Genomic DNA, 26,147 nt, shown 5'->3' on the forward strand with positions numbered 1-26,147 from the left:
CTCTCTACAGGTATTTTTCCAGCATCTCCCGCATTTTCTGCTGCAACTTTCTGGCCTCTTGTCCGGCGGTATAAGCAAAGTCTTCGCTGCTATCGGCATAGATAATTCCCCGCGAAGAGTTTACCAGCAAGCCGCAGCTTTTGTTCATTCCGTAACGGCACACCTCTTCCAGCGAACCGCCCTGCGCTCCTATACCCGGCACCAACAGGAAGTGGCCGGGTATGATCTTCCGCACATCTTCAAACAGTTTCCCCTGGGTAGCACCTACCACATACATCATCTGTTCATCGGTAGCCCATTGCTGCGATACACGCAATACTTTCTCGAACAGGCGTTCTCCGGTACGGTCTTCCGTCAACTGGAAATCGTTCGATCCCTTGTTACTGGTGAGTGCGAGCAGGATCACCCAGCGTTCCGGATAAATCAGGAAAGGCTTCACGCTGTCCTCTCCCATATAGGGAGCCACCGTCACCGCATTGACTTTTACCTCATCAAAAAAGGTACGGGCGTACATCTCACTGGTGTTGCCGATATCACCGCGCTTGGCATCAGCAATAATAAACTGGTCCGGGTAGCGCTGGCTGATATAGGCGACGGTCTTTTCGAAAGCCATCCAGCCTTTCACCCCTTCGCTTTCATAGAAAGCAAGGTTGGGTTTGTAAGCTACACAGCAGGATGCTGTGGCATCAATAATAGCTTTGTTGAATTCATAGATGGGGTCTTCCGCATCCAGCAGATGTCCCGGAATTTTTTTTATATCTGTATCCAGTCCTACGCAAAGGAAAGATTGTTTTTTCTGTATTTGTGTAAATAGCTGTTGCTTGGTCATATGATCGTTTCTTAGTGTGATATATCAATTTACATCTCCGCCTCTTTCATTCTTTCGGCATTCTCACTCACCATCAACTGGTCGATGACACCCTGTATGTCGCCCTCCATAAATGCGGACAGGTTATAAATGGTATAGTTGATGCGGTGGTCGGTGATCCGCCCCTGGGGATAATTGTAAGTGCGGATCTTGGCCGAGCGGTCGCCTGTAGATACCATCGTCTTCCGCCGTGAGGCAACATCCCCCTGCCGCTTGGAGAGTTCTATGTCATAGAGTCTGGTGCGCAGCATCTGCATGGCGAGTTCCCTGTTCTTAAGCTGAGAACGCGCCTGCTGGCAAACCACCACGATACCCGACGGTCTGTGGGTGAGTTGTACCTTGGTCTCCACCTTGTTCACATTCTGTCCCCCCGCGCCGCTCGAACGGGCAGTATGGAAATCGATATCGGCCGGATTCAGCTCTACATCGAACTCTTCCGCTTCGGGCAACACGGCGACCGTAGCAGCCGATGTATGTACACGTCCCTGGGTTTCCGTCTGCGGTACCCGTTGCACGCGGTGCACGCCCGACTCGTACTTCAATGTGCCATAGACATCGGTTCCACTCACCGTGAAAATAATTTCTTTATAACCACCGGAAGTACCTTCGGTAAAACTGACCAGTTCTGTAGCCCATCCTTTGCTCTCACAATATTTGAGGTACATCTTGTAAAGGTCCCCCGCGAAGATGGCCGCTTCGTCGCCACCGGTACCCCCACGGATCTCCATCACCACGTTCTTGGCATCTTCGGGATCGGCCGGGATGAGTAATAATTTGATTTTCTCTTCCAGTTGGGGAAGTTTTTCGGAATTGGCAGCCAGTTCCTCATTGGCAAGCTGCTTTAAATCGGCATCCGATTCATTGGCAAGTATATTCTTCGCTTCCGTCACGCTTTCCAACGCGGCCTTATATTCATTGCGCACTTCCACAATTTTTTGGAGGTCACTGTATTCCTTGTTCAACTTCACGTAACGCTCCATATCCGAGATCACTGCGGGGTCGGTAATCAATGTGCCCACCTCTTCGAAGCGGGTCACCAGATGTGCTAATTTATCGAGTAATGAGTTTTCTGACATACACACTCTTTATATGTAACGGAATTGTCCAAATTCGCTTTCGATCACTAATTCCCGGACATCCGATTTTTCGACGTACCCCACAATTTGCGCATCCACATTGAATGAACGGGAGATATCTATTACCCGTTGCGCATCTGCAGGAGACAAATATATTTCCATACGATGCCCCATATTAAATACCTTATACATTTCATCCCATGCCGTACCGGATTGTTTTTGGATCAGATCGAAGAGGGGAGGGATGGGAAAGAGATTGTTCTTCACCACTTTAAGTTTCTCTCCCAGAAAATGGAGTATCTTGGTCTGAGCACCGCCCGAGCAGTGAACCATCCCGTGAATTCTCCACCTTAATTCATTGATTATTAATGATATAATTGGCGCATACGTACGGGTGGGGGAGAGTACCAGTTTTCCGGCGTCAATCCCCAGATTATCAATTTCCTGCGTCAATTTCATCCGGCCGGAATAGACCAGGTCGGAAGGGATGGAGGCATCATAGCTTTCGGGATATTTCTGTGCCAGGTAATTGGCAAACACATCGTGGCGCGCCGAAGTAAGGCCGTTGCTGCCCATACCGCCATTGTATTCTTTCTCGTAGGTGGCCTGTCCCGTGGACGAAAGTCCCACGATCACATCACCGGCCTGGATACGGGCGTTATCGATGACATCGGAACGTTTCATGCGGCAGGTGACCGTACTGTCCACGATAATCGTGCGTACCAGATCACCCACATCGGCCGTTTCACCGCCGGTAGGATAGATATGCACACCCAGCTCTGAGAGTTCTTCGCACAACTCATTGGTACCGTTGATGATAGCCGATATCACTTCCCCGGGGATCAGATTCTTGTTCCTGCCAATGGTGGAAGAGACCAGGATATTATCGGTAGCACCCACACAGAGAAGATCATCTATATTCATGATCAGCGCGTCCTGTGCGATGCCTTTCCATACGGAAATATCACCGGTCTCACGCCAGTAGATATAGGCCAGCGACGATTTGGTGCCGGCACCATCGGCATGCATGATATTGCAGTATTCCGGATTGTTTCCTAAGTAATCAGGGACAATCTTACAGAAAGCTTTCGGAAATATACCTTTATCTACCCATCTGATGGCGTTATGTACATCTTCTTTGGATGCCGAAACTCCACGTCGTATATATCGTTGATTATCAGTCATGAAATTATTTATGAGGATTATATGAGTGCAAAAGTAATAAAAATATGCCAATATATTTGTACCAATATATGAATGTGCTAATATACCAACGCGGCTAATCCCAAAATAGAGTTATTTTTCCTATAATTACTATTATGTTTAATTGTAAAAGCGGAATAAATTCATTATTCCCTATTCAACCTTTCCACCTTTAATTTTTCCACTTTCTTTAAATATTGCAACAGAAAAAAAAGAAGGAAGAAAACCCTTTTGGGGCTTCTCCCTTCTTTCTTCTTTTCTTTCTTTTTCCTGGTTTTATTGACTCTTACCTGAATTTATTCAAGATCCAGTTGGTCTTCAACCACTTTTAATTGCGCTGACTTATCAACACCCAATACACTTAAGTTATAGTATGCATTTCTCAGCAGCAAAAGCACACTATTGATTTCTTGCTTGGTAACACCGTCCCTTGCTTTTGTAACTTGTTCCAGTTTTTCCAATAAAGGAAGTGATTGCTGATAGAGTTCGACTGTTTTTTTATCGTTTTCCACCTGTTGTTGCCTGTTGGACAATGTAGCGGTTGTCTCTTTCAAATCCTGCGCCTGGATAATATAATTCCTGGCAAGGTTTTCCAAAGCTCTCTCACAATTCGGATCCTGCGTAAGTGCTTTCTGGTACTCAGCTTCAGCACCGGCATAATCACCCTTTTCGGCCAGAAGGGCTCCCTTCACACTGTTCAGGTCGCAGGCATTTGCCGGATCGTTGGCAATAGCCTGGTCCAGATACTCCACAGCTTTGTCGGTCTGTCCATTACGAATAAATACATTGATAAGATTGGGAACAAAATATTTGCTCTCAGGGAACTTTTGTGCCCCCAGATTGAGGGTCTCTATAAATTTAACCGAGTCTCCTACTCTTTCATATTGGCTTGCCAGCAATTCATATATATCGCTTTCTTTATAGGCGCTATTTTCTATAAACGGCTCTTTTGAAGCACGTTGAAGCAAGGATACGGCTCTCTCGTTCTGATCGGCAGAGATGGCAGAGATGATGGCGTAATATTTGATAGTCTGATAGGTGCTGTCCAGTAAGAATGCATCTTTCTGACCTTCGAACATCGGCAATGCAGGTATATTCCAGTACACTTCGAAGAAATCCGTAGCCCTGGCATAATCGTTCTGTTCGTTGTAGTAGACTCCACCGTTAATATAAAACGGATGGTTGGCACGCAAGACACCACTTATATCTTTGCGGAACTTATTCTTTGTCTTACCCTTGTCGTCCGGAAGTTCACCCAGCGAATCAGCTTTGAGATAAGGTTGATAAGACTCCATCAGTCCGTCATACATCACTTTGTCATTGGCACTCTGACCCAGCATTGCCTTGGTCCTTTCATTGTCGAAAGCCTTATTGCCAATATCACCCATTACCTTCCAGGTTTCAGGGTCGGTGGCAGTCTCAGGATTGGTGGATGCCTGCTGGATCAATGTGCGCGCTTCTTTCAGATCCTCACGCCCCAATGCCCTCTTAGCATCTTTAAGTGCCGATTTCTGTGCGAAAACAGTTCCCGCGGAGAGAATGGCAACCATTGTTAAGAATAGGATTCTTTTCATTTTTGTCATATTTTTGAGATTAAACTTTTTATGTGATTTGGAACCTTTCGGTTTCGGATTATCTCCATTTGAAAATTGTTTGTCACTATGTATTGACTAAAATAATTCAAAAAGTTTAATTAAATAAAGAACTTTATAAGTCTATACATATATGTTTATTATAAACGATCAATCTATACCGGTGTTTGTGTCTTCAGGTTCTTCAGCTTCCCCGGAAATATTTTCCACTTCTTCTATCTCTTCTTCCTGGGAATTTACCTTACACACAGCGGCAATCTGGTCGTTCCTTTTTTCCAGATTGATGAGACGGACACCCTGGGTGGCACGCCCCATGACACGAAGGTCGGAAATTTTCACACGAATTGTAACGCCAGATTTGTTAATTATCATTAAATCATTGTCATCCGTTACACTTTTGATAGCTACCAGCTTACCGGTCTTCTCTGTCACATTCAAGGTCTTCACACCTTTACCACCCCGCCGTGTAATCCGGTATACCGGTTCACCGTCCTCATCATTCAGTTTTGTCCTTTTACCGAATCCCTGTTCAGAAACCACCAGGATGGTATCTTCCGAATCCGGTTTCATACAGATCATACCGACTACACAATCCTGACCGTCTTCATCCAATGTCATACCTCTTACTCCGGTAGCAGTACGTCCCATCGGGCGGACATCTGCCTCGGCAAATCGGATAGCGCGTCCGTTGCGGTTTGCCATAATTACATGCTGGTTACCGTCGGTTAAACGTACCGATATTACCCTGTCGTCTTCACGGATGGTAATGGCATTCACACCGTTCTGCCTTGGCCTTGAATAGGCTTCGAGCGGCGTTTTCTTCACCACCCCTTGCTGGGTACAGAAAAGCAGGTTGTGAGAATTGATATATTCCTTATCCTGCAAGGTCTCTACCCTTACGAATGCGTTGACTGCGTCATCCGAATCGATATTCAGCAAATTCTGGATGGCTCTTCCTTTCGAATTTTTTGTTCCTTCCGGGATCTCAAACACACGCAACCAGTAACATTTTCCTTTCTGAGTGAAGAAAAGCATATAATTATGCGTTGTGGCAGGATAGATATATTCCACGAAGTCCTCTTCCCGGGTATCGGTTCCCCTGACCCCTACTCCACCCCGGTTCTGGGTATGAAAATCGGCCAGAGGCGTACGTTTGATATATCCCATGTGGGAGATGGTGATGACCATCTCTTCGTCCGCATAAAAATCTTCGGGGTTCATCTCTTCCGAAGCGAAGATGATCTCGGAGCGACGTTCGTCACCATATTTATCCCGGATTTCAATCAGCTCATCCTTGATTACTTTCATACGAAGTTCTTCATTGGTCAGAATTTCATTGAGGTAAGCAATCAGTTTCTGTATCTCCTCATATTCGGCATGCAACTTATCCTGTTCCAGTCCGGTAAGTTGCCTCAATCGCATCTCGACGATAGCACGCGACTGTATCTCGGTGAGTGAAAAGCGCTCCATCAGCCGCTGTATAGCCTCCTGTGGGGTAGATGAACTGCGGATAATGGCAATCACTTCGTCGATGTTATCCGAAGCAATGATCAGTCCTTCCAGGATATGGGCGCGCTCTTCGGCCTTGCGGAGTTCATATTTTGTACGCCGGATCACCACATCGATGCGGTGCTCCACAAAGAGCTTAATCATTCGTTTGAGCGACAATAATTCCGGCCGCCCTTTCACCAGTGCGATACTGTTCACGCTGAATGACGATTGCAGTGCCGTAAGCTTATACAACTTATTCAACACCACGTTGGCATTGCCGTCACGCTTGATATCCACCACAATACGCATGCCGTCCCTGTCCGACTCATCATTGACATTAGAAATGCCGTCGATCCTTTTCTCTGAGACCAGATCGGCGATATGCTTAATCAGGTCGGCTTTATTCACCAGGTAAGGGATTTCAGAGATAATGATCTTATCATGGGTCTTACCCGTCTCAATCTCCGCCTTGCCACGTATTACAATACGTCCCCGGCCCGTCTCAAACGCCTCTTCCACACCTTTGTAGCCATAAATATAACCTCCGGTGGGAAAATCGGGTGCTTTGATGTACTGCATCAGCCCCTGGGTATCGATATCCGGGTCATCAATATAGGCAATGGTACCATTGATACATTCGGTGAGGTTGTGCGGAGCTATATTGGTAGCCATCCCCACGGCAATCCCCGCTGAACCGTTGATAAGCAGGTTGGGGATACGGGTGGGCAGCACCGAGGGCTCCTGTAGTGTGTCATCGAAGTTCAATTGAAAATCAACCGTTTCCTTATCGATATCCCTGAGCATCTCTTCCGCCAGTTTGTTTAACCGTGCTTCGGTATACCTCATGGCAGCGGGGCTGTCACCATCCACGCTACCCATGTTACCCTGTCCGTCTACCAGCGTGTAACGCATGCTCCAGTGCTGGGCGAGGCGCACCATGGCATTATATACGGAAGAGTCGCCGTGAGGATGGTATTTACCCAGTACCTCACCGACAATTCTTGCTGATTTCTTATGGGGTTTATCAGCGGTATTACCCAATTCCGACATACCATACAGGATACGGCGGTGTACCGGCTTAAAGCCGTCACGCACGTCAGGCAGGGCCCGGGAAACTATAACCGACATCGAATAATCGATGTACGACGACTTCATTTCATCTTCGATATTAATCTTGATGATTCTGTCTTCCTGATCAATCATATTTCAAAGTGATTTTTCTCTTCAATTAATATTCTTATGTAGCTTATTAATAGAGTAATAACTGTTTTAATTTTATCAATATTTGGACAGACTAAGGTACAACTTTTTTCCCGATTTAACAAAAAAAACAGGAAGTTTATTACTTCCTGTTTCAAATTTTTATAGAGGCTCACACGCCATGGCAATTTTTATATTTTTTTCCGCTTCCACAGGGGCAGGGATCATTTCTTCCCACTTTTTTCTCCACGCGGATAGGCTCCAATTTCTGCGGTTGCTTCTGTGGCTGCCCGGGACCTCCGCCATTGGCCCCCGCGCCCGGCATGCTGTCCGTATCCTCTTTCTGGGTGCGGTACTTGCTGTAATCGGTTTTCTGTTCGGGAGCAGCACGCCGCACACTGCCCGGATCCTGCACCGGTATCTGGCCTCGCATCAGGATGGATACTGACTTGGAGTTGATATCGTCGACCATCGTCTTGAAGAGGTTGAACGACTCCAGCTTATAAATCAGTAACGGGTCTTTCTGCTCGTAACTGGCGTTCTGCACCGATTGGCGCAGTTCATCCATTTCCCGGAGGTGCTCTTTCCAGTCCTCGTCGATGGTATGCAACAAGATCGATTTTTCAAAAGCTTTCACCAATGCTTTCGACCCGGTATCATACGCTTCTTTCAGGTTGCAGGAGATATTATATACCCTTTTTCCGTCGGTAATGGGGATCAGGATATTTTCATACATGGCTCCCTGGTTCTCATAGACCTGTTTGATGACCGGATGGGCAATTTCAGCAAGCCGTCCCGTTTTACGTTTAAAGGTCTCAAAAGCCTGGGTGGTCACATCTTCCAGTTGATCGTCCTGTTTCATTTTCCTCATATCCTCTTCCTTGAAGGGGATATCGAGCGCCATCACACGAAGCAGATCGAGTTTCATCCCTTCGTAATTATCCTCGTTCATCTCCACAATATTCTTTGCGGTCTCCGAGATCATGTTGGCGACATCGTTATCGATACGTTCACCCATCAGGGCATGACGGCGGCGGCGGTAAATCACCTCACGCTGGGAGTTCATCACGTCGTCGTACTCCAGCAACCGTTTACGGATACCGAAGTTGTTTTCCTCCACCTTCTTTTGGGCGCGCTCTACCGATTTACTCAACATATTGTGTTCCAATACGTCTCCCTCTTTGAATCCCATCCGGTCCATGAGACCGGCAATCCTCTCGGTAGCAAAGAGACGCATCAAATCGTCTTCCAGTGAAACAAAGAAAACGCTCGACCCAGGATCTCCCTGGCGTCCGGCACGTCCTCTTAACTGACGGTCCACACGCCGGGACTCATGCCGTTCCGTACCGATGATGGCGAGACCACCAGCTTCACGCACTTCGGGAGCAAGCTTTATATCGGTACCACGACCCGCCATATTGGTGGCGATGGTCACCATTCCCTTTTGCCCGGCATTGGCTACGATCTCGGCCTCACGCTGGTGCAGCTTGGCATTCAATACATTGTGTTTGATCTTGCGCAGGGTAAGCATACGGCTCAACAATTCCGAAATCTCCACAGAGGTGGTACCTACCAGGACGGGACGGCCTTTATCGGTGAGGCTTACCACCTCTTCGATCACCGCGGTGTATTTTTCCCTTTTGGTCTTGTAGATACGGTCATTCTGGTCGTCGCGAACAATGGGTTTATTGGTAGGGATCACCACCACGTCGAGTTTATAGATATCCCAGAATTCGCCCGCTTCGGTTTCTGCCGTACCGGTCATACCGGCCAGCTTGCTGTACATCCTGAAAAAGTTCTGCAAAGTAATAGTGGCAAAAGTCTGGGTGGCTGCTTCCACTTTTACCCGCTCTTTCGCTTCGATCGCCTGGTGCAGGCCGTCGGAGTACCGGCGTCCTTCCATCACACGGCCGGTCTGTTCATCCACGATCTTCACTTTGTTATCGATCACCACATACTCATCATCTTTTTCGAACAGGGTATACGCTTTCAGCAGCTGGTTGACAGTATGCACACGTTCCGACTTCACGGCATAGTTCTGCAACAGTTCGTCCTTCCTGGCCGCTTTCTCATCCTCCGAAAGTTCAGCATTCTCCAGTTCCGACATTTCGGACCCGATATCGGGCAGAATAAAGAAATTCGGATCGTCCGACTTCCCGGTCAGGAGATCAATCCCTTTATCTGTCAGCTCTATGCTGTTTTGCTTTTCATCGATCACAAAATAAAGAGGATCAGTCACAATATGCATATTGCGCATCTGCTCCTGCATATAAAAAGCTTCGACCTTAAGCATTGCCGCCCTTACTCCCTGCTCACTGAGGAATTTGATAAGCGGTTTATATTTAGGCATCCCTTTATAGGAACGGAAAAGCAGTAGTGCACCCTCTTCCTGTTCCTTGGAATCGGAAGAGGCCATCTTCACTTTTGCCTCGGCCAGCAGATGAGTCGTCAGTTCGCGCTGTACCTTCACGATCATTTCTACCCTCGGGCGGAACTGGTCGTATAACTGGTCGTCACCCTTGGGTACCGGCCCGGAGATAATGAGCGGGGTACGGGCATCATCGATCAATACCGAGTCCACCTCATCCACAATCGCGTAATTATGTTTGCGCTGCACCAGGTCTTTCGGTGAGATCGCCATATTGTCGCGCAGGTAATCGAAACCGAATTCGTTATTGGTGCCAAAAGTGATATCCGATTCATACGCCTTGCGACGTGTATCGGAATTAGGTTCATGCTTGTCGATACAGTCCACCGATAAACCATGGAACATATACATGGGCCCCATCCATTCCGAGTCACGTTTCGCCAGGTAATCATTCACGGTCACCACATGCACCCCTTCATGGGTAAGTGCATTCAGGAAGACGGGCAGTGTCGCCACCAGCGTTTTACCCTCTCCCGTAGCCATCTCGGCAATTTTTCCACGATGTAATACCACCCCACCGAAAAGCTGCACATCATAATGTACCATGTCCCAGGTAATCTCGTTTCCTCCGGCAATCCAATGGTTTTGATAGATGGCCTTGTCATCCTCGATACGGACAAAGTCGTGGGTTGCCGCCAGGTTCCTGTCGAAATCGGTCGCGGTGACCACGATCTCCTGATTCTGCGCGAAACGACGGGCCGTATCTTTCATGATGGAAAACGCTTCCGGCAGCACCTCGTCGAGCACCTTTCCATACTTCTCGGTCACTTCTTTTTCCAGTTTGTCCACCTGGTTCCAGACCGTTTCACGTTTATCCAGATCAATCGCATCAATACCAGCCTTAAGTTCCTCAATCTGCGCCTTCTCGGCAGCGACATATTCCTGTATGCGCCTTTCAAGTTCTTTCGTCCTGGCACGCAACTCATCATGTGAGAGTTGCTCTATTTCGGCATAGGTCTCTTTCACCTTTTTCACGACAGGATTTATTTCGTTCAGGTCGCGTTGTGCCTTATTGCCTATTATTTTTGATATAAAATCATTCCATCCCATAAGTTAGGTATATTTTTTACAATTTATTGTGAGGTTGAATCGAGTTTCCACTTTTCTACCTCCATTTGTGTATGTTTTTAATTTATTGAAAAAGTTCGGCTTCGTTAGACTTTTTCTGCGTTCGGCATAATACAAACAAGTTTGTTTTCTGCACGTGTTGCTTAACGAAAAAGTTCGGCTATCGCCAGACTTTTTCTCGCAACGACATAACTCAAGCAAGCTTGATTTCTGTTCATTGCTTAACGAAAAAGTTCCCCCAAAATATTTCCTTGAGCGGCATTGGGAGCACGGATACGCAAACGGTACGCTACGCTCGGAGCGATTTCGGTAGCTTCAATTGTCCGTTCTATTTTCTGGGGTTTGATATCATTCCCAAAGAAAATTACCGGTGCCACCACAGCATTGTTCCGCACTCTTACATTATTTTGGTCGGACAGTGGATCCACTATCCGCCAACCGGGCTGTAAACGGAGGAAAAGGTCGCCTGACTGACCTTTATAAAACCCGTTTCTGTAATACTGCACATCCTGGTTGTAGGCACCATGCAGCATCTGGTACGAAGTGATTACATCCTGGATACCGGCCGATTGCACCAAGAACTCCGCCGCTTTCTGTTGGAATTCCCTTATATCGATCTTTTTGTCTTCCAGCAATTTCCTGTCGAAGAAAAATTGTCTGTCATAATATTTCCTGATCCACTGCTCTCTGCCGTAAAGCGCCATCAGATACATATTGAGCAGCGCCTGGCTCCGTTCGGGATAGAAATCACCACCGGATGTCACCATCCCGTCGGGAATGGTCTCCTGTTCATCGAAATATCCGGTAGAGACCACAAAAATGAGTGTATTTTTCAGTCCCACAGAAGCGTCAATGGCATCAAGAAGCCTCTCCAGCTCCTGATCAAGACGGTAATAGGTATCCTGAATCTCTACTGAATAGTTTTTATCAAGTGCTTTTTCATAATTTCCGGCATAAAAGGTAAGCGCCAGAAAGTCGGGATTCATCCGTTTGCCCAAAGTTCCCGCTTCAAGGAACCTGACCGCCATATCATTCACCTCTTTATTCATATAAGGTGATTGCTTGAACAGACGTACATCTCCTTTCTTGTCGGTTACGAAAAAGTGCTGGAAATTATACTTGTTGCGGGTATACGGAAAAACGTCATACCGGTTCACATCAATCGCCGGACGCCATGAAGTACCGGTGATGGTATAGGTGAGCGACTGCCCGCTTCTATTATACTGATCTACAATTGGTTGCTTCCCCTTGTAAAAGGTAGAGGTTGCCCATTTTCCATTTTCCTCTTCGATCCAGAAAGCGCCACTGGCAGCATGCCCGCCGGAAGCGAATGCCTGGGATGCGTCGGGGGCAAAGGCAAAGATGTCCGACTGGCCCCCTGAAGCGATTTTCAATTCATCAGCAATGGTAGAAACCTTGATAGGAAGAGGAGAAAGCTTTTCGGTAGTGAAATTGCCCAGATAGTTATCGTCGAAGAAAGAGGATATTTCACGGTTTGACTCTATCAAATACCTCTTCTCTGCCATAATTCCATGATAGGAAGGATTGGCGCCGGTAAAGATAGTCGCAATGGAAGATGCTTTATTCAGATTGGGAAAATTGTAGTATACATTACTGTACACAAGCCCGCCATTCAATAACCTGTTGAATCCCTTGTTTCCGAATTTATGCCTGAACATCTCCAGGTAATCACCCCGGAACTGGTCGATGGTAATACCCACCACCAATTTCGGGATCTCTCCCGCGGGTGTTTGCGCAAAAAGCGAAGTGATTGAAAAAAAAGCAACCAGTGAAGATAATATTCTAGTCATGCCCGTATTTCTGTCATTTACCTGATCTACAATCCACCCCACCCTGCTTTCAGGTGTTTACTCGTGGTGAACTGTTTGTTTTTTAACCTCTTTTTCCTCAACATATAAATATTTGTCCCCGACCTGAACCATAAACTCATTGAAAATGGGATTGTTGCCAGGGGCAATTGCTGTGGAATCAACCACCATAACAAGAGGAAAAGCGTTAAGAGTGCAAAGTTAATAAAATGATAGAAATAAACCGCTTTATTTGCCGATTTCATCCAGAAGAAAGAAGCTGCGATCAACGCAAAAGGATTCAACCAGACAAAATTCCAGTTGGGATTGGTGGCAGGATGCTCTGAAAAGTACATCAATACCAGGAGGATTATTCCTGCCAGTCCGGCAATCGCAAACAACAGGGTATCATAAAATCTGGTTAAGCTTGTCGTGTTCAGTTTGGCAACCTGAATGAGCGAGACGATTATGGTAAGGAGCAATAACGCGAATGCCGTAATAATAGGCGTAAAAATACCTCCTTCGCTTCTGCTATTTTTCTCTGTATCAAGCGGCAATAGAATTTTACTATTTTTTACCAAGGGAACATTCAACGTGTCGCCTCTCTGAATGGCAGCCTCCTCAAAAGAACGCATCAAATAGCCCGGGATAAACATTTTTGCCCTTACATCGATAGTGCTGTCGGCAGGACTGCCTATCAGCAAGTCGATACCAAACCGATACCAGGGATAACCATCCACACATTCATGCACCAGGTCGCGATAAGACTGGTCCGCGGCAGTTACAGGATATTGGATGATGCCGTCCGTGTACTTTTCCATCATGTCACGGGGACGGGTGGAGCAATTATCATAAAAATAATTATAGCGGTAACTCCTGTTTTCGGGTAAGGCATTGATGGTTAGCGCATCGTACAATTGTTGCTTTTCGGCGGACGAGAAATTCAGTTCCTGCTCAACCACCTGTCGCCCACAGTATTCATATTCACTCAGGAATGCCTCAAAAGAGGTATCACCCACGACATAATCGGTCTTCCCGCGTATAAAGTTATATATGAAATGGGGTCGAGACGAATCAAAATAGCCATAATTAAAAACCACATCCACACCGGTAGAGTCATCCTGTACACGAATGGCGGTATGTCCAAAGAAAGCATATATGGCTCCATACCAGGGTGAAGCAGTCAGAAGGCTTATCTTCGCATTGTCATTTAATTGCACCTGGGCCGGTAACGGAAGGCAGAACAGTATGATGAGCGGAAGTAGTAAAATCTTCTTTTGCCGAATAAAAGTATGAAGCTCCGTTTTTAATAAAAATGATTCGATAATTCGTTTCATTGGCTCTCTACTTGTTTATTGGTAAGCCCGGGCATTCTCCCTCAGCGTAAAACTTCGAGGTTTTATTGGATATACCCTGTCGGATAATACAAAAGTACACAATTTTGCATAAAATCAAACCATGACTTATATAACAATAGCGGCGATCCCTATCAGACCGCCGCTATTGTTACTTTATTAACCCTTTCAATACCGGTGTAATCCTGTGGATACCGGATTTATTTGTGTTTGTTACGGTTTCCGTAACGGCTCATGAACTTGTCAACCCGTCCAGCCGTATCTACCAGTTTTTGTTTTCCGGTATAGAACGGATGTGAAGAACTGGTAATCTCAAGTTTTACCAACGGATAGGTAACACCGTCTATTTCGATAGTTTCTTTTGCGTTAATCGTAGATCGTGAAATGAAAATCTCTTCATTCGACATATCTTTGAAAACTACCGGACGGTAATTGTTGGGATGAATCTCTTTCTTCATATTGATTTTTATTTTTTCCGGTCTCTGAAGCCACCGATCATCAACTTGTAACCAGTCCTCTGATGACCTTGAACAAACTCCATTGATCCTGCTGTTTGAATATTCTCAATTTTCGGTGTGCAAAGATAGGACAATCATTTAAAATAAAAAAATAAATACCACTCTTTTTCTTTCAGAAGCATTCCCTTCGTATAAACAGTACCGGCAACTTACACTGTTCGCCGATCCTCAATCGATCAGGTCAAACCCACAGTACGGTACCAATGGCGCCGGAATCCGTATACCTTCCGGTGTCTGGTTATTTTCCAGCAATGCAGCCATGATACGCGGCAGGGCCAGGGCACTGCCATTGAGTGTATGACAAAGTTCGGTCTTACGTTCTGCATTCCGGTAGCGGCATTTTAACCGGTTGGCCTGGTAACTCTCGAAATTGGATACCGAACTCACTTCCAACCAGCGCTTCTGGGCGGTGGAATACACTTCGAAATCGAAAGTCAACGCCGAAGTAAAACTGATATCTCCTCCACAAAGGCGCAGGATACGCCAGGGAAGTTCGAGTTTTTCGACCAGTGTCTGTACATACCGTACCATCTCGTCGAGGCGTTCATAGGAATTTTCCGGTTTGTCGATACAGACGATCTCCACTTTATCAAACTGATGCAAACGGTTTAACCCACGCACATCTTTTCCATAGGAGCCCGCTTCCCGACGGAAACAGGCTGAATAGGCGGTATTCCTGACGGGGAGTTCTTTTTCATCGAGGATCACATCACGGTAGATATTGGTAACGGGTACCTCTGCAGTAGGGATAAGATAAAGGTCGTCCAATCCCACGTGGTACATCTGTCCTTCCTTGTCGGGCAACTGCCCCGTGCCAAAGCCGGAATCACTGTTGACCAGATAAGGAGGCTGGACTTCGGTGAATCCCGCATCGCGTGCACTGTCCAGAAAAAAGTTGATCAAAGCGCGTTGAAACCGTGCACCCCTTCCCTTATACACCGGAAAACCGGCTCCGGTAATTTTTACCCCCAATTCAAAATCGATCAGGTCATATTTTTTAGCCAACTCCCAATGCGGAAGGGCATTATCATCGAGCGACGGAATATCTCCCCCACTCCGTTCAACCAGATTGTCTTCGGCTGTCCGCCCCTCCGGCACAGAATCGTGCGGCAAGTTAGGAATAGTGACCAACAAAGCCTCTATTTTTTGCTCTGCTTCTTTCAGCGTTTCACCCAGCTCTCCGGAGGTCTCTTTCAGCAATCGCACTTTTTCACGTGCTGCATCTGCTTCTTCCCTGTTTCCCTCTTTCATAAGCTGGCCGATAGACTTGGATATAGTATTGATCTCGCCAAGGATAGCGTCGAGTTGAGTCTGTGTCTTGCGTCTTGTATTATCCAGATCGATAATCTGACCGATGATCTCCCTGCCATCGAAATGTTTTTTCGATAGCTGCCGTATAACCTTTTCCGGGTTTTCGTTGATTATTCTGAGTGTAAGCATAAAACTGTTGATTGACCCGCAAAGGTACAAAAATTCCGGCATCGAAAACTTACCGGAATAAAATTTAATTCAGGTGCCAAAGAGATTTCCGAAAAGATGACATCTAAAAGAAAACCTTAAAACAACTGGAAATGGAGGCTTTCCCGTAATTCCCTCTCTTTTTGTTTTTTTTGTTGATAATAGCGGGATACATAATAGGCGAAGCCGATGAAAAATCCCACTACCAATAAGTCTTTGATTGTATTGTCCCTCATATTGATTATATATTAAGTGCCTAAGTGATTAAGTGCCTAAGTGATTAAGTGAAAAAACTATCAAATTCCAAATCTTTACTCTTTACTCTTTAATATAGATGCAAAAAAGCGAAAAAGGTTGCATCAATTCTGAAAAATTTTCACTTTTTCTTTATTGTAGGGTCATTATCTATCACTTCAATGATAAAAACGTCCGTGCTCCCTTCCGTTATTTTATAGCGGTCATCGGGACGTTCCCCTACAATCCAGACGATATCATCTCGGGAAAGCAGCAGCCATGCGTTTTCTTTCTCCTTCAGATTGTATTTCCTGTCGGTGAAATAATCACTTACTTTCTTCCTGCCCTTCATGCCGAAAGGGATGAACCAGTCGCCTTCTTTCCATCTCCTCAATGTAAGCGGAAATGTCAACCTACGCATATCTGCATACAAAAACCGATTGTCTTTCTCTATGGAAAGAGGCATCTTTTCCCGCCGGATCATCAGGTGAAGCGGCCCGGTAACCTCTTCTGTCTCCGGATTGATATAGATAAGTTCTCCGTGCGATTCATTACCGTCTATCCGGTCGAGGATGAAAAAGTCACGATCTTTGATCAGACGGTAAGATTTCGAGTAGAAGACTTTTCCTGAAACACCCTCCATACCAAGGTAAGCATCCTCGATCACCGACGCCCCGAAACCAAGCGGAGAGAGAATTTCAAACAGCACCGACAGGGGTGAGGCCGTCTTCCGAAGTTTTGCAATATCAATTGTATCCTCCCGGTACAGCTCCCCAACTGCTTTCCGTATAGAAGCACTGTAAACCTTCTCCGCTTCAGAGAGATTACGGGAAGTGCGCCAAATGGCTTCTTTCACCGAAGGGTTTAATTTTTCCAATTGAGGAATGATATTCAACCGGAGCGAATTCCGCAGGAAAATAGTTTCATCGTTAGTACTGTCAAACACATAAGGTATATCCCGTTGAGCGATATACTCCTCAATCCCGGCACGTGTCACGCATAAGAGAGGGCGTACCACCTGTTTGTTCCTCGGCATGATGCCTGCCAATCCCCGGATGCCGGTGCCCCGGATCAGGTTAAGCAGCACAGTTTCTATGGAATCGTCCTTGTGATGGGCTACGGCAACAGCTTCGGCATCATACTGCCGGCGGACAATTTCAAACCAGTCATAGCGCAACTCTCGCGCCGCCATTTCAATGGATATCTTCCTGTCTGCCGCATATTGGGTAGTATCGAAGTCAACAGACGTGAAAGGGATGTCGATGGCTTTACACCACTTTTTTACAAATGCGGCATCACGGTTTGATTCTTCACCACGCAAATGGAAATTGCAATGTGCCGCCACACACTGGTACCCCAACAACGTAAGCAGATCGAGCAGCGCCATAGAATCCATACCCCCACTCAATCCCACGATGACTGAAGCACCAGGCGTCAATAGTTTCTCTTTTTCTATGAATCCGCGTATCCTTTCGATCATTTCCGAAAATGCTTTATCCGGCAAAAGTACGAATTTAACCTTTACACTACTGTGGTTTCAAACAAATCTTTACCCAAAAACCGGAATAAATAGCAATAAAATCACTATTTTTGCGCTGTATAGTTTTATAAAGATTCAATGACAATGATAGAAAAGATAGAGGCTCTCCTCTCCGAAATTGAGCAATTGACGGTCTCCGCCCCGGAAAAGGTAGAAGCAGCACGCATAAAATACCTTAGTAAAAAAGGAAGTATATCTTCCCTGATGGATGATTTCCGCACTGTTCCACCTGAACAAAAGCGTGAAGTGGGTATGCGGCTGAATGAACTGAAACAGAAAGCGTCCGAAAAAATTGAATTATTGAAGAAGCAGTTCGAAAACAGCACTGATACCCGGAGTGATATGGACCTGTCGCGTACCGCTTATCCCATACCATTGGGTACACGCCATCCTCTTTCAATCGTCAAAGAAGAGATTTGTGATATCTTCAAACGGCTCGGCTTCTCCATTGCCGAAGGACCGGAGGTGGAGGACGACTGGCATGTATTTTCATCGTTGAATTTCGCGGATGACCATCCTGCGCGCGACATGCAGGACACCTTTTTTATCCAAAGCGACCCGCAGGTCGTATTACGCACGCATACCTCTTCGGTACAGACACGTGTAATGGAAAAAACCGATCCCCCGATCCGGATCATCTGTCCGGGACGTGTGTATAGGAACGAGGCGATCTCTTACCGTGCCCATTGCTTTTTCCATCAGGTAGAAGCGCTTTATATTGACAAGGATGTGTCGTTTGCCGATTTGAAACAGGCATTACTTTTCTTTGCCAGGGAAATGTTCGGCGAACAAACAAAAATACGGCTGCGGCCTTCCTACTTCCCCTTTACCGAACCCAGTGCAGAAATGGATATCTCCTGTAATATCTGTGGCGGGAAAGGGTGTCCTTTCTGTAAACATACCGGATGGGTGGAGATTCTGGGATGCGGCATGGTAGATCCGAATGTATTGGAAAATTGCGGTATCGATAGCAAGGTCTATTCCGGTTATGCATTGGGAATGGGAATTGAACGTATTACCAATCTCAAATACCAGGTAAAAGATCTGAGGATGTTTTCTGAAAATGACGTCCGCTTTTTGGAACAATTCCAATCAGCCCACTAATATGTGCTTCGCGTTATTCAATTGTTATTTGTGCTTCGCACGTTATTCGCTTCGCTGTTATTTCCCGCTTTGCGGGATAATGCAACCACCAACAACCGAATAACAACTGAATAACAACCGAATTACAACTGAATAACAATCGAATAACAACCGAATTACAACTGAATAACAATCGAATAACAACCGAATTACAATCGAATTATGATGAAAGTAAAATATATAGTCCCGGCACTTATCCTTACTATCACCGTCGGAGCATCGGCGCAGAAGACGACACGGGTAAACGCCACCAAGGCCAATGACTATGGTGTCATTTATTCATTGCCCAAGACATCGTTCGAAATAACGTTGTTAGTAAAGAAATCAACTTTCCGGAAAGGAGAATTTTATCCTTATGCGCAACGCTACCTGGGTATAGAAAAACCTGTCACTGAGGATAAAACCGTATATACACTGGAAGATATCTCGATAATAAATAAGGGTATACCCGACAAGAATAACTCTTTTATGGTAGCATTCCGGCCCAAAGCATCAGAACCATTCGTCTACCTCCGGGAAGACGGAATAATTGTCAGTATCAATGCAAATCCGGAACCCGAAGTACTTCAGGAATTAAAAATTCCCCAGGGGACAGCACCTTCTGTCAATCCACGGAATTACTTGTCCCAGGAGACACTTATGGCCGGATCTACTGCCAGACAGGCAGAATTGGTAGCCAGGCAGATATTCGGGTTGCGAAGCAGCAGAACAGATATATTGGCCGGCGAAGCAGAGAACATGCCTCCCGACGGAAATGCTTATAAGGTGGTAATGGAGGAAATCAACCTGCAGGAGAAAGCGCTGACGGAGCTTTTTGCCGGGACCGAACAGACCGAGTACTTTACTCACAGCTACACGGTTATTCCCGATGAGAGTGACATCGATCGCAGGGTAATTGGCCGTTTCTCAGAAAAATTGGGTACCGTGGATGCCGATAACCTTGCCGGAGAACCCATCTACCTGTCACTGGTGAATAAAACACCAAAAGTAGAGATGCAACTGTCCGACCGCGATTTGAAACGATTGGAAAATAAACTCAGTGACGGGATTGTATACAATGTTCCGGGTAAAGCCGCATTGAGCGTTGAATTCAAAAACAGGACGTTGGCAAACAAAGAGGTGGATGTAGCACAGTACGGCTCACAGGATGTCCTTGTAAGGAGGATGTTCGATAATGGCAAACAGCCGATCAAAGTGTACTTCTATCCGGAATTGGGTGCCATCAGGCAGATAATTCAATAGCACAAACAACGTTCAACGGAATTCGTCAGAATCAACAGAGTTAACAGAAGTGTAGTTAAATGTGACGATGTGCCTAAAGTGGTTAAGTGGTTAAGTGCCTAAGTGATTAAGTGATGATGTGTGACTAATGTGCCAATGGGAATAATGTGTCAATGGGAATAATCCCGATAAATCGGGACAGGCAGTGCCAATATAGTAAATATCAATATGATAATCGATAACAGTATGCAAATCACAACTAAATTTTCAATCCTTATCCTCCTGACGGGAATCATGCTGGTCTCGTGCAACGAAAGAAGAGGAGCAAAATCATCCAGAATAGATTTTGACAGCATTGTGGTGTCGCGGCATATTCCGCTTTTGCAAGAAAACGATACTACCCTGCCCTATGCCGATGTAAATGTGTCTTTTACCTATCCTGTAAAATTCCGGGATAGCGAAAGCCTGGCGCGCTTACAACAGATATTCCAGGGAACATTCTTTGGGGATAGTAATTATGATGCCCTCCTCCCCCAGGAAGCCGTGGATCAATATCTTAAAGAATATACGGAACGGTATCAATCATTGTCGAACTATTATTATGAAGACAAAACCCGCTTAGAAGGAAAAATGCCTTCATGGTACTGGTATATCATGAATAACAGCAATAAAATATTATACCGGAACGATTCCCTGTTGAGTTATGCCGTGGAGTACAGCGATTATGAGGGAGGTGCGCACGGCTCCTCCCGGATCACCTATACCAATATCGACCTGAACGGGTTAGTTACCCTTTCGGAAGAGGATCTGTTCGTACCGGGATATTTTAAGCCACTTACAGAAAAAATTGTGGCCCAGTTGATGAAAAATTACGATGCGCCGGTTCCTGACTCCCTTCTTATGAGAGGATTCTTCACCATTGAAGATATTGTACCTAATAACAACTTCTGGCTCGACGGAGAAAATATCCATTACTCCTATAACCAGTATGAGATCGCTCCTTTTGCCATGGGGATCATTGATGTATCGGTACCTTATACAGAATTGTCGGATATCTTATTACCAGATGGTGTTATTTCAAAGTATTTAAAGAAATAGAAATAGTGCAAATTAAAATCGAAAAAAGCCGACGTAATGCCGGCTTTTTTCGTGCAGCTACTTAATTATTTTTGAATTCCAGGAAAAGAGTAATAAAAACGTCTTTTCCAATCCCTGTCCCTTCAGGATCGAAAGCAATCTTGTAATCCAAGCGGTCGATCTTGTTCGTGGCAATAAATCCTGTCACTTCCGAACCGTCTTTTCCTTTCACCGTACCACCGTATACCACGTCAAAAGTGACATCTTTGGTAACATCCTTGATCTGGAGCTTGCCATGTAATTTGTACTTGTCGTCTTCCACCTTTTCGACATTCGTACTTTCGAACGACATGGTCGGAAACCGTTTCACTTCAAAAAAATCAGCGCTTCGTAAATGATCGTCGCGCATGGCTATACCCGTATTGATACTTTCTGCCTCTATATTGAAAAAGACCCTTGCCGATTCCAACTGTTGCGGACTACCAATAATGGCACCGTCGAATTTATCGAACCGCCCCTGTACAAATGTAATACCATTATGTTTCACCTTAAAGTTCACTGAAGCGTGCGCCGGATCCACTTTATAATTAGATTGCGCCATTAGGCCGAAGCAGGCGGTAAAGATAATTAAGAAAAATGCTCCTCTTTTCATAAGATTATTGATTTGTCGATTTACTGATTTGTTGATTTGATGATTTGCACAATAATAAATCATCACATTCATTCATTTATGTGCTAATTTAACATTCTGAAAGCAATGATTGTTCAAATTAATTGAGATATCACCTTATCGGCATTGGTTGACGATGGAAATGCCGGATTGGCCGCACCTGAAAATTCCCGAGATCGATTATCAGGATATCATCTACTATGCCGATCCTACAAAGAAGAAGAGCCCGAAAAGCTTAGACGAAGTAGATCCGGAATTGTTGAAGACTTTTGAGCGGTTGGGTATTCCTCTCGAAGAACAGAAACAACTTACGGGAGTAGCGGTAGATGCCGTATTATATTAGAATCCTAAATTATTGATCATTGGGGGAGCATAGAAACAACGAGGATCAGGGTAATCCCAGTTTTCTTTTCCATACACTTTGATAATATCAACCCAACAGCGGTTATTGTTGGAAAAACATTCATCAAAAAGTTGACATTCTTTGCATGAACTATTTTCTTGAATGTCGTCCCTTTTTAATGTCAGCAATCTAAAAGCGTCGCGCGAGGTCCAGACTTTCGAAATACTATCCGTTGAAACATCTCCGATCAAAAATTGTGGATGCCAATATAACTGTTCACAAATGGTTGCCTTCCCATCCGGTAAAATAAACAGGTGATTATTCAATGCCGAACACCTCTCCCCTTTGAAGTCATTGCTGCCGGTTCTACAGTAATAAAATTCCCTGTTAAGTACAATACGGTTCAGCAATATGGAAAAATCAACAAAAGGGATTATATTCCTTTCTATAAATTCGTACAAAGATTCTATTGCATCCTTGGTTGGTTTGAGTTTTCTAAAACGTTCATATTCTACTTTGATTGAATTCACGGCAGGAGTTATACGCCAGTCCTTGATATTTTTCAAATTCGATATGAAGCGAAAAAGATTTTCAAAATTTTCGATATTCGTATTATGGGTTGTCAGTACAGACGCAATCCTGTATTTTAGCCCGCTTTTATCTAACAGTTCGATTCCATTTATGATTTGGGAAAGGTATCTGGTCCTTACTGATAACGTTCTTTTCAATATGTCAGCTGAGTAAGTGTCTAATGATACTTGAATAGGATTATTATATCCTGTTCTTTTGATGGCATCAATGATATCAGCATTGATTGGATATTTGGTTGAAATGTATTCTGGAGGCATGTTCAAGTCCACTAATTTTTTTAGTATGATGGACCAATCAGGGTGAAGGAATATTTCACCTCCCAAGAGGTTGACGGCCCTCACTTGCATTGCATGGGCCTCTTCAATTAACTCCATGATACGGGAAGTCTTCAATCTTTTTTGAATTTTAGTTTTCGTATCTGCGTAACAATACACACAATCGGCTGCGCATGTATTGTTCAGCATGATCGTAAGTAATGATGGGGCTGTGAACAACCGCCGTGATACTATATCAATCTGATGACAGTTAAAATGATCTGGTTTTAAATTCAAGTAATTGACTTCCCCCTCTATTTGGTTTCTATTTATAATTACATTTTTAGGTATGAATACCTTTTTATCTTTATATTTTGTGTATACTGACAAAGGATTCTCGATAAAAGGAAAAATGATTCTTTTTATAGCCTCAATATCGCGTTTCAAATATTGGCTCAATAAGGTGATGGTAACATTTAATGGCCTGTCAAAAGTGAAAAAGCTGAACAGTTTTGCATGTAAAGGGAGGATATAACTCTCCCAATTCCTTGCGCTTAAATGATTTCGTTCTAATCCGGAAAAAATGACAACCCGGCGTGAATCGTTTCTCATCACATAAGCCGGGTTGAGGATGTAGACTTCATTTTCATTATATAGCATGGATACTACTAATTAAATCGGTTAATATCGTCTTGAGCAGCGCTGCTACCTCTATATTTCTTTCTGTAATTGTTGAATAAATATGTAATCGAAAGAGAGGCATAGCGAGATTCGAACTTTTGATTTGAAAACCAATCCAGATTATTAATTTTCATTTGATTTTCAAGTTTTACACCATTGAAAATATCATATACCATCAGGTTCATCCGTAACGAATTATTAAGAAATGATTTGCGGACACCTAAATCAAGACGCTGATAACTAACTAATTCAAAGAAGGCGTCCTGACGGTCGCTCCAATGCATAAAATTGCATGACAGCACCCAACCTGCGGGTAACGTAAAATCGTTATATGCCCGGAAATTGTAGTTGAACTTGTCGTAATCAATCATTTGCCCGTTGTAATTTGCTGAAAAAAACGGTTGAGCCGCGCTAATCGAATAATTCGGTTGCCAAAAGGCAATCCTGGTGTTCCAGTTAAACGTGGCATACAGTTCCCGGTATTTCGGAAAATTGGCATACGTGGATAGAATTGAGTTGGCGTTGTTTTCCTGTTCCGTAAGAAAGAATAAAACGGGGTTTTTTGTGTACGCATAACCGCCACTTATGGTGAAAGCTTTCAGTGTCGCTTGCAGATTCAAGTCATAAATATTGGATTTCTTTAAATAGGGATCGCCTCTTTGAAAAACAAAGCGGTTAATGTAAACCACGTTGCCGTTAAGTTGAGAGAAACTGGGGCGTCGTGTCCTTTTATTGAACGCAAAGCTCAAATTCACATCTCCCAACGCACCCGAAACCGAGAGATTCGGATACCAGTCACTGTATGAGCGGTCGATGATCTCTGTCTTTTCTTCGCCTTCGGTAAACTGTTCCGAGGTAAACTCGTAACGCAAACCCGCAACTACGTTAACGTTCCATAACGTGTGCGAGTAACTGGCAAAGCCGGCCGTTTTTTGCTCCTTGTTGGTAAATTCTGTATTGTCCGTACTGCCGTTGCTGCGCACGAAACCGTCGCCGGAGATGTAATTGTATTCCGCACCAAATTCAACAAGCCCGAACCCCGATTTCCAACTGTTCGTCAATTTGCCTGCGTACAGATCGTAATCGGTCTGATTGAAAATATCCACTATCCTTGTGTCCGAATCATTGATGATCTCATTGGACTGCTGCTTCCCTTCATCGTGATTTTTCAGGTAGTCAAAATCAAGACGGAGCGAAAACCTGTCGCTTAAATCGCCGTTGTAGAACGCATTCACTAAATGTCGATAGCCGTCGTTTTTCGAAGAAGTTTGTGCCTGTGAAGTTTCGTACCGGTCATCATTCAAATCCGTGGTAGTATAGATTGGCATCGTATCCTTATAGTCACTTGTATAAAATTGATATTGCCCGCCGACAGAGTGTATGTCATTCATGGAATAATCAAACCCGGCGGAAATTTGCTGTGAATTGTTGGAATACACATAGTCGGGCAATAGTGTATTGTATTTCCATACGCCCTCCTCATTCTCTAATGTGAAATAATGATCTTCGGTCGATTCCCGCTTACTATAGTTATGGTAATAGGTTGCAAACAGGTTCAGTCCGCCCGTGGTATAGGCGGCGCTGATGTTTTCATTGTCGCCTAAATATTTCCCTATCCTGAGACGTTCGGTCACCTGGGTTGAAAAACCGTTTGTCCGACTTTTTGTTTTGATCAAAAGCACGGCACGGCCTTCGGCATCATATTTTGCACCGGGATTGGTAATCAGTTCCACTGTGGATATTTCCGACGATTCAATCCGCTCCAATTCCGACGCATCCTGTACTTTGCGGTTGTTGATGTATACAATGGGAGCCCCCTTCCCAAATACTGACAATTTCCCATTGTCAGATATAACGCCCGGCATCCGCTGTAATACATCACTTGCTGTTCCCACACTGCTTAACAAAGTGGTTGATACGTTAGCTACGATCCCTCCATTTATTCCGGCTTGAAATGGAGGGATTTTAGATGTAATGATCACCTCACTCAATATATTTGATTCTTCTAATTTTATACTTCCTAATTCAAGAGGTTCAGATGATATGACTATAGGAATAAGCTTAGGTTCGAACCCTATATAAGATATTTTCAGTACATACTTTCCATTGTTTAAATTATTGAATTGAAACAATCCATTTTCATCACTGGTAGTGCCGGTAACAAAAGCGGAATCAGGTATAGATAATAACAATATATTGGTATACTCCATGGGTAAATTAGTTGATTCTTCAATAATTCTACCTTGTACTGAAGTTGTTGCTTTCATAGTAAATACGAAAACGTTGAGTAATAGGATTGTTGATATAATTTTTGTCTTCATAATTTTA

General features: G+C 44.6%; 18 protein-coding genes and 1 pseudogene. 4 read left to right on the forward strand and 15 right to left on the reverse strand.

All coding sequences use genetic code 11. The annotated features are described in order from the left end of the window. Nucleotides 1-4: 4 nt before the first annotated feature. From pyrF to tilS, 12 genes are all read right to left on the reverse strand, one after another. On the reverse strand, nt 5-829 hold the full coding sequence (gene pyrF / locus ABV001_RS08775; RefSeq protein WP_352422449.1) for an orotidine-5'-phosphate decarboxylase: 825 nt from the start codon (nt 827-829) through the stop codon (nt 5-7). A gap of 29 nt (nt 830-858) precedes the next feature. Continuing rightward, nucleotides 859-1,944 carry a peptide chain release factor 1 gene (prfA, locus tag ABV001_RS08780; RefSeq protein ID WP_352422450.1) on the reverse strand — a complete coding sequence of 362 codons (1,086 nt, stop codon included), beginning with the start codon at nt 1,942-1,944 and terminating at the stop codon, nt 859-861. A gap of 9 nt (nt 1,945-1,953) precedes the next feature. Then, complete coding sequence (locus tag ABV001_RS08785; RefSeq protein WP_352422451.1) at nt 1,954-3,129, reverse strand: AIR synthase related protein; 1,176 nt, start codon at nt 3,127-3,129, stop codon at nt 1,954-1,956. A 314-nt stretch (nt 3,130-3,443) separates the two neighbouring features. Next, nucleotides 3,444-4,721 carry a tetratricopeptide repeat protein gene (locus ABV001_RS08790; RefSeq protein WP_352422452.1) on the reverse strand — a complete coding sequence of 426 codons (1,278 nt, stop codon included), beginning with the start codon at nt 4,719-4,721 and terminating at the stop codon, nt 3,444-3,446. 168 nt (nt 4,722-4,889) lie between these two features. Beyond that, entirely contained in the window at nt 4,890-7,433 is a 2,544-nt protein-coding gene (gene gyrA, locus ABV001_RS08795; RefSeq protein WP_352422453.1) for a DNA gyrase subunit A, read from the reverse strand. Between the two features lie 169 nt (nt 7,434-7,602). Next, entirely contained in the window at nt 7,603-10,908 is a 3,306-nt protein-coding gene (gene secA / locus ABV001_RS08800) for a preprotein translocase subunit SecA (RefSeq protein WP_352422454.1), read from the reverse strand. 239 nt (nt 10,909-11,147) lie between these two features. After that, nucleotides 11,148-12,737 carry an alkaline phosphatase family protein gene (locus ABV001_RS08805; RefSeq protein WP_352422455.1) on the reverse strand — a complete coding sequence of 530 codons (1,590 nt, stop codon included), beginning with the start codon at nt 12,735-12,737 and terminating at the stop codon, nt 11,148-11,150. Between the two features lie 26 nt (nt 12,738-12,763). Then, complete coding sequence (locus tag ABV001_RS08810) at nt 12,764-14,071, reverse strand: lipoprotein N-acyltransferase Lnb domain-containing protein (protein ID WP_352422456.1); 1,308 nt, start codon at nt 14,069-14,071, stop codon at nt 12,764-12,766. Between the two features lie 218 nt (nt 14,072-14,289). After that, on the reverse strand, nt 14,290-14,547 hold the full coding sequence (locus ABV001_RS08815) for a type B 50S ribosomal protein L31 (RefSeq protein WP_323425772.1): 258 nt from the start codon (nt 14,545-14,547) through the stop codon (nt 14,290-14,292). A 228-nt stretch (nt 14,548-14,775) separates the two neighbouring features. After that, the gene (gene serS, locus ABV001_RS08820; RefSeq protein WP_352422457.1) at nt 14,776-16,047 is read right to left on the reverse strand and encodes a serine--tRNA ligase; all 1,272 of its coding nucleotides are present in this window, start codon (nt 16,045-16,047) and stop codon (nt 14,776-14,778) included. A gap of 116 nt (nt 16,048-16,163) precedes the next feature. After that, nucleotides 16,164-16,301, reverse strand: coding sequence for a hypothetical protein (locus ABV001_RS08825; protein ID WP_323425770.1), 138 nt, complete (start codon nt 16,299-16,301; stop codon nt 16,164-16,166). A gap of 140 nt (nt 16,302-16,441) precedes the next feature. Continuing rightward, nucleotides 16,442-17,779: a tRNA lysidine(34) synthetase TilS gene (tilS, locus tag ABV001_RS08830; protein ID WP_352422458.1), complete on the reverse strand. Its 1,338-nt coding sequence runs from the start codon at nt 17,777-17,779 to the stop codon at nt 16,442-16,444. A 144-nt stretch (nt 17,780-17,923) separates the two neighbouring features. Between tilS and ABV001_RS08835 the strand changes: the two genes are divergently transcribed. The 3 genes from ABV001_RS08835 to ABV001_RS08845 all read left to right on the forward strand — a co-directional run bounded on the left by ABV001_RS08835 (nt 17,924) and on the right by ABV001_RS08845 (nt 21,301). Next, nucleotides 17,924-18,943, forward strand: coding sequence for a phenylalanine--tRNA ligase subunit alpha (locus tag ABV001_RS08835; RefSeq protein ID WP_352422459.1), 1,020 nt, complete (start codon nt 17,924-17,926; stop codon nt 18,941-18,943). 201 nt (nt 18,944-19,144) lie between these two features. Further along, nucleotides 19,145-20,224 carry a DUF4831 family protein gene (locus tag ABV001_RS08840; protein WP_352422460.1) on the forward strand — a complete coding sequence of 360 codons (1,080 nt, stop codon included), beginning with the start codon at nt 19,145-19,147 and terminating at the stop codon, nt 20,222-20,224. Nucleotides 20,225-20,449: 225 nt separating this feature from the next. Then, nucleotides 20,450-21,301: a DUF3298 and DUF4163 domain-containing protein gene (locus ABV001_RS08845; protein ID WP_352422461.1), complete on the forward strand. Its 852-nt coding sequence runs from the start codon at nt 20,450-20,452 to the stop codon at nt 21,299-21,301. A 61-nt stretch (nt 21,302-21,362) separates the two neighbouring features. On the opposite strand, the gene ABV001_RS08850 is transcribed toward ABV001_RS08845, so the two are convergent. Beyond that, nucleotides 21,363-21,932 carry a YceI family protein gene (locus ABV001_RS08850; protein ID WP_352422462.1) on the reverse strand — a complete coding sequence of 190 codons (570 nt, stop codon included), beginning with the start codon at nt 21,930-21,932 and terminating at the stop codon, nt 21,363-21,365. A 127-nt stretch (nt 21,933-22,059) separates the two neighbouring features. On the opposite strand from ABV001_RS08850, the pseudogene ABV001_RS08855 reads away from it, so the two are divergent. Further along, nucleotides 22,060-22,287, forward strand: a pseudogene (locus ABV001_RS08855) (Fe-S cluster assembly protein SufB); the annotation flags it as partial. Nucleotides 22,288-22,289: 2 nt separating this feature from the next. Here ABV001_RS08855 and ABV001_RS08860 read toward each other — a convergent pair. After that, nucleotides 22,290-23,750: a radical SAM/SPASM domain-containing protein gene (locus ABV001_RS08860; protein ID WP_352422463.1), complete on the reverse strand. Its 1,461-nt coding sequence runs from the start codon at nt 23,748-23,750 to the stop codon at nt 22,290-22,292. A gap of 56 nt (nt 23,751-23,806) precedes the next feature. Then, nucleotides 23,807-26,140 (reverse strand): TonB-dependent receptor domain-containing protein, encoded by a 2,334-nt coding sequence (locus ABV001_RS08865; protein WP_352422464.1) that lies wholly within the window; start codon nt 26,138-26,140, stop codon nt 23,807-23,809. Nucleotides 26,141-26,147 lie beyond the last annotated feature (7 nt).

It is taken from the genome of Proteiniphilum sp. (assembly GCF_040307845.1).
GTDB lineage: Bacteria > Bacteroidota > Bacteroidia > Bacteroidales > Dysgonomonadaceae > Proteiniphilum.

Coding starts and splice junctions, on each gene's coding strand:
- pyrF (WP_352422449.1), bottom strand. CDS start 829: ATGACCAAGCAACAGCTATTTACACAAATACAGAAAAAACAATCTTTC.
- prfA (WP_352422450.1), bottom strand. CDS start 1,944: ATGTCAGAAAACTCATTACTCGATAAATTAGCACATCTGGTGACCCGC.
- ABV001_RS08785 (WP_352422451.1), bottom strand. CDS start 3,129: ATGACTGATAATCAACGATATATACGACGTGGAGTTTCGGCATCCAAA.
- ABV001_RS08790 (WP_352422452.1), bottom strand. CDS start 4,721: ATGAAAAGAATCCTATTCTTAACAATGGTTGCCATTCTCTCCGCGGGA.
- gyrA (WP_352422453.1), bottom strand. CDS start 7,433: ATGATTGATCAGGAAGACAGAATCATCAAGATTAATATCGAAGATGAA.
- secA (WP_352422454.1), bottom strand. CDS start 10,908: ATGGGATGGAATGATTTTATATCAAAAATAATAGGCAATAAGGCACAA.
- ABV001_RS08805 (WP_352422455.1), bottom strand. CDS start 12,737: ATGACTAGAATATTATCTTCACTGGTTGCTTTTTTTTCAATCACTTCG.
- ABV001_RS08810 (WP_352422456.1), bottom strand. CDS start 14,071: ATGAAACGAATTATCGAATCATTTTTATTAAAAACGGAGCTTCATACT.
- ABV001_RS08815 (WP_323425772.1), bottom strand. CDS start 14,547: ATGAAGAAAGAGATTCATCCCAACAATTACCGTCCGGTAGTTTTCAAA.
- serS (WP_352422457.1), bottom strand. CDS start 16,047: ATGCTTACACTCAGAATAATCAACGAAAACCCGGAAAAGGTTATACGG.
- ABV001_RS08825 (WP_323425770.1), bottom strand. CDS start 16,301: ATGAGGGACAATACAATCAAAGACTTATTGGTAGTGGGATTTTTCATC.
- tilS (WP_352422458.1), bottom strand. CDS start 17,779: ATGATCGAAAGGATACGCGGATTCATAGAAAAAGAGAAACTATTGACG.
- ABV001_RS08835 (WP_352422459.1), top strand. CDS start 17,924: ATGATAGAAAAGATAGAGGCTCTCCTCTCCGAAATTGAGCAATTGACG.
- ABV001_RS08840 (WP_352422460.1), top strand. CDS start 19,145: ATGATGAAAGTAAAATATATAGTCCCGGCACTTATCCTTACTATCACC.
- ABV001_RS08845 (WP_352422461.1), top strand. CDS start 20,450: ATGCAAATCACAACTAAATTTTCAATCCTTATCCTCCTGACGGGAATC.
- ABV001_RS08850 (WP_352422462.1), bottom strand. CDS start 21,932: ATGAAAAGAGGAGCATTTTTCTTAATTATCTTTACCGCCTGCTTCGGC.
- ABV001_RS08860 (WP_352422463.1), bottom strand. CDS start 23,750: ATGAGAAACGATTCACGCCGGGTTGTCATTTTTTCCGGATTAGAACGA.
- ABV001_RS08865 (WP_352422464.1), bottom strand. CDS start 26,140: ATGAAGACAAAAATTATATCAACAATCCTATTACTCAACGTTTTCGTA.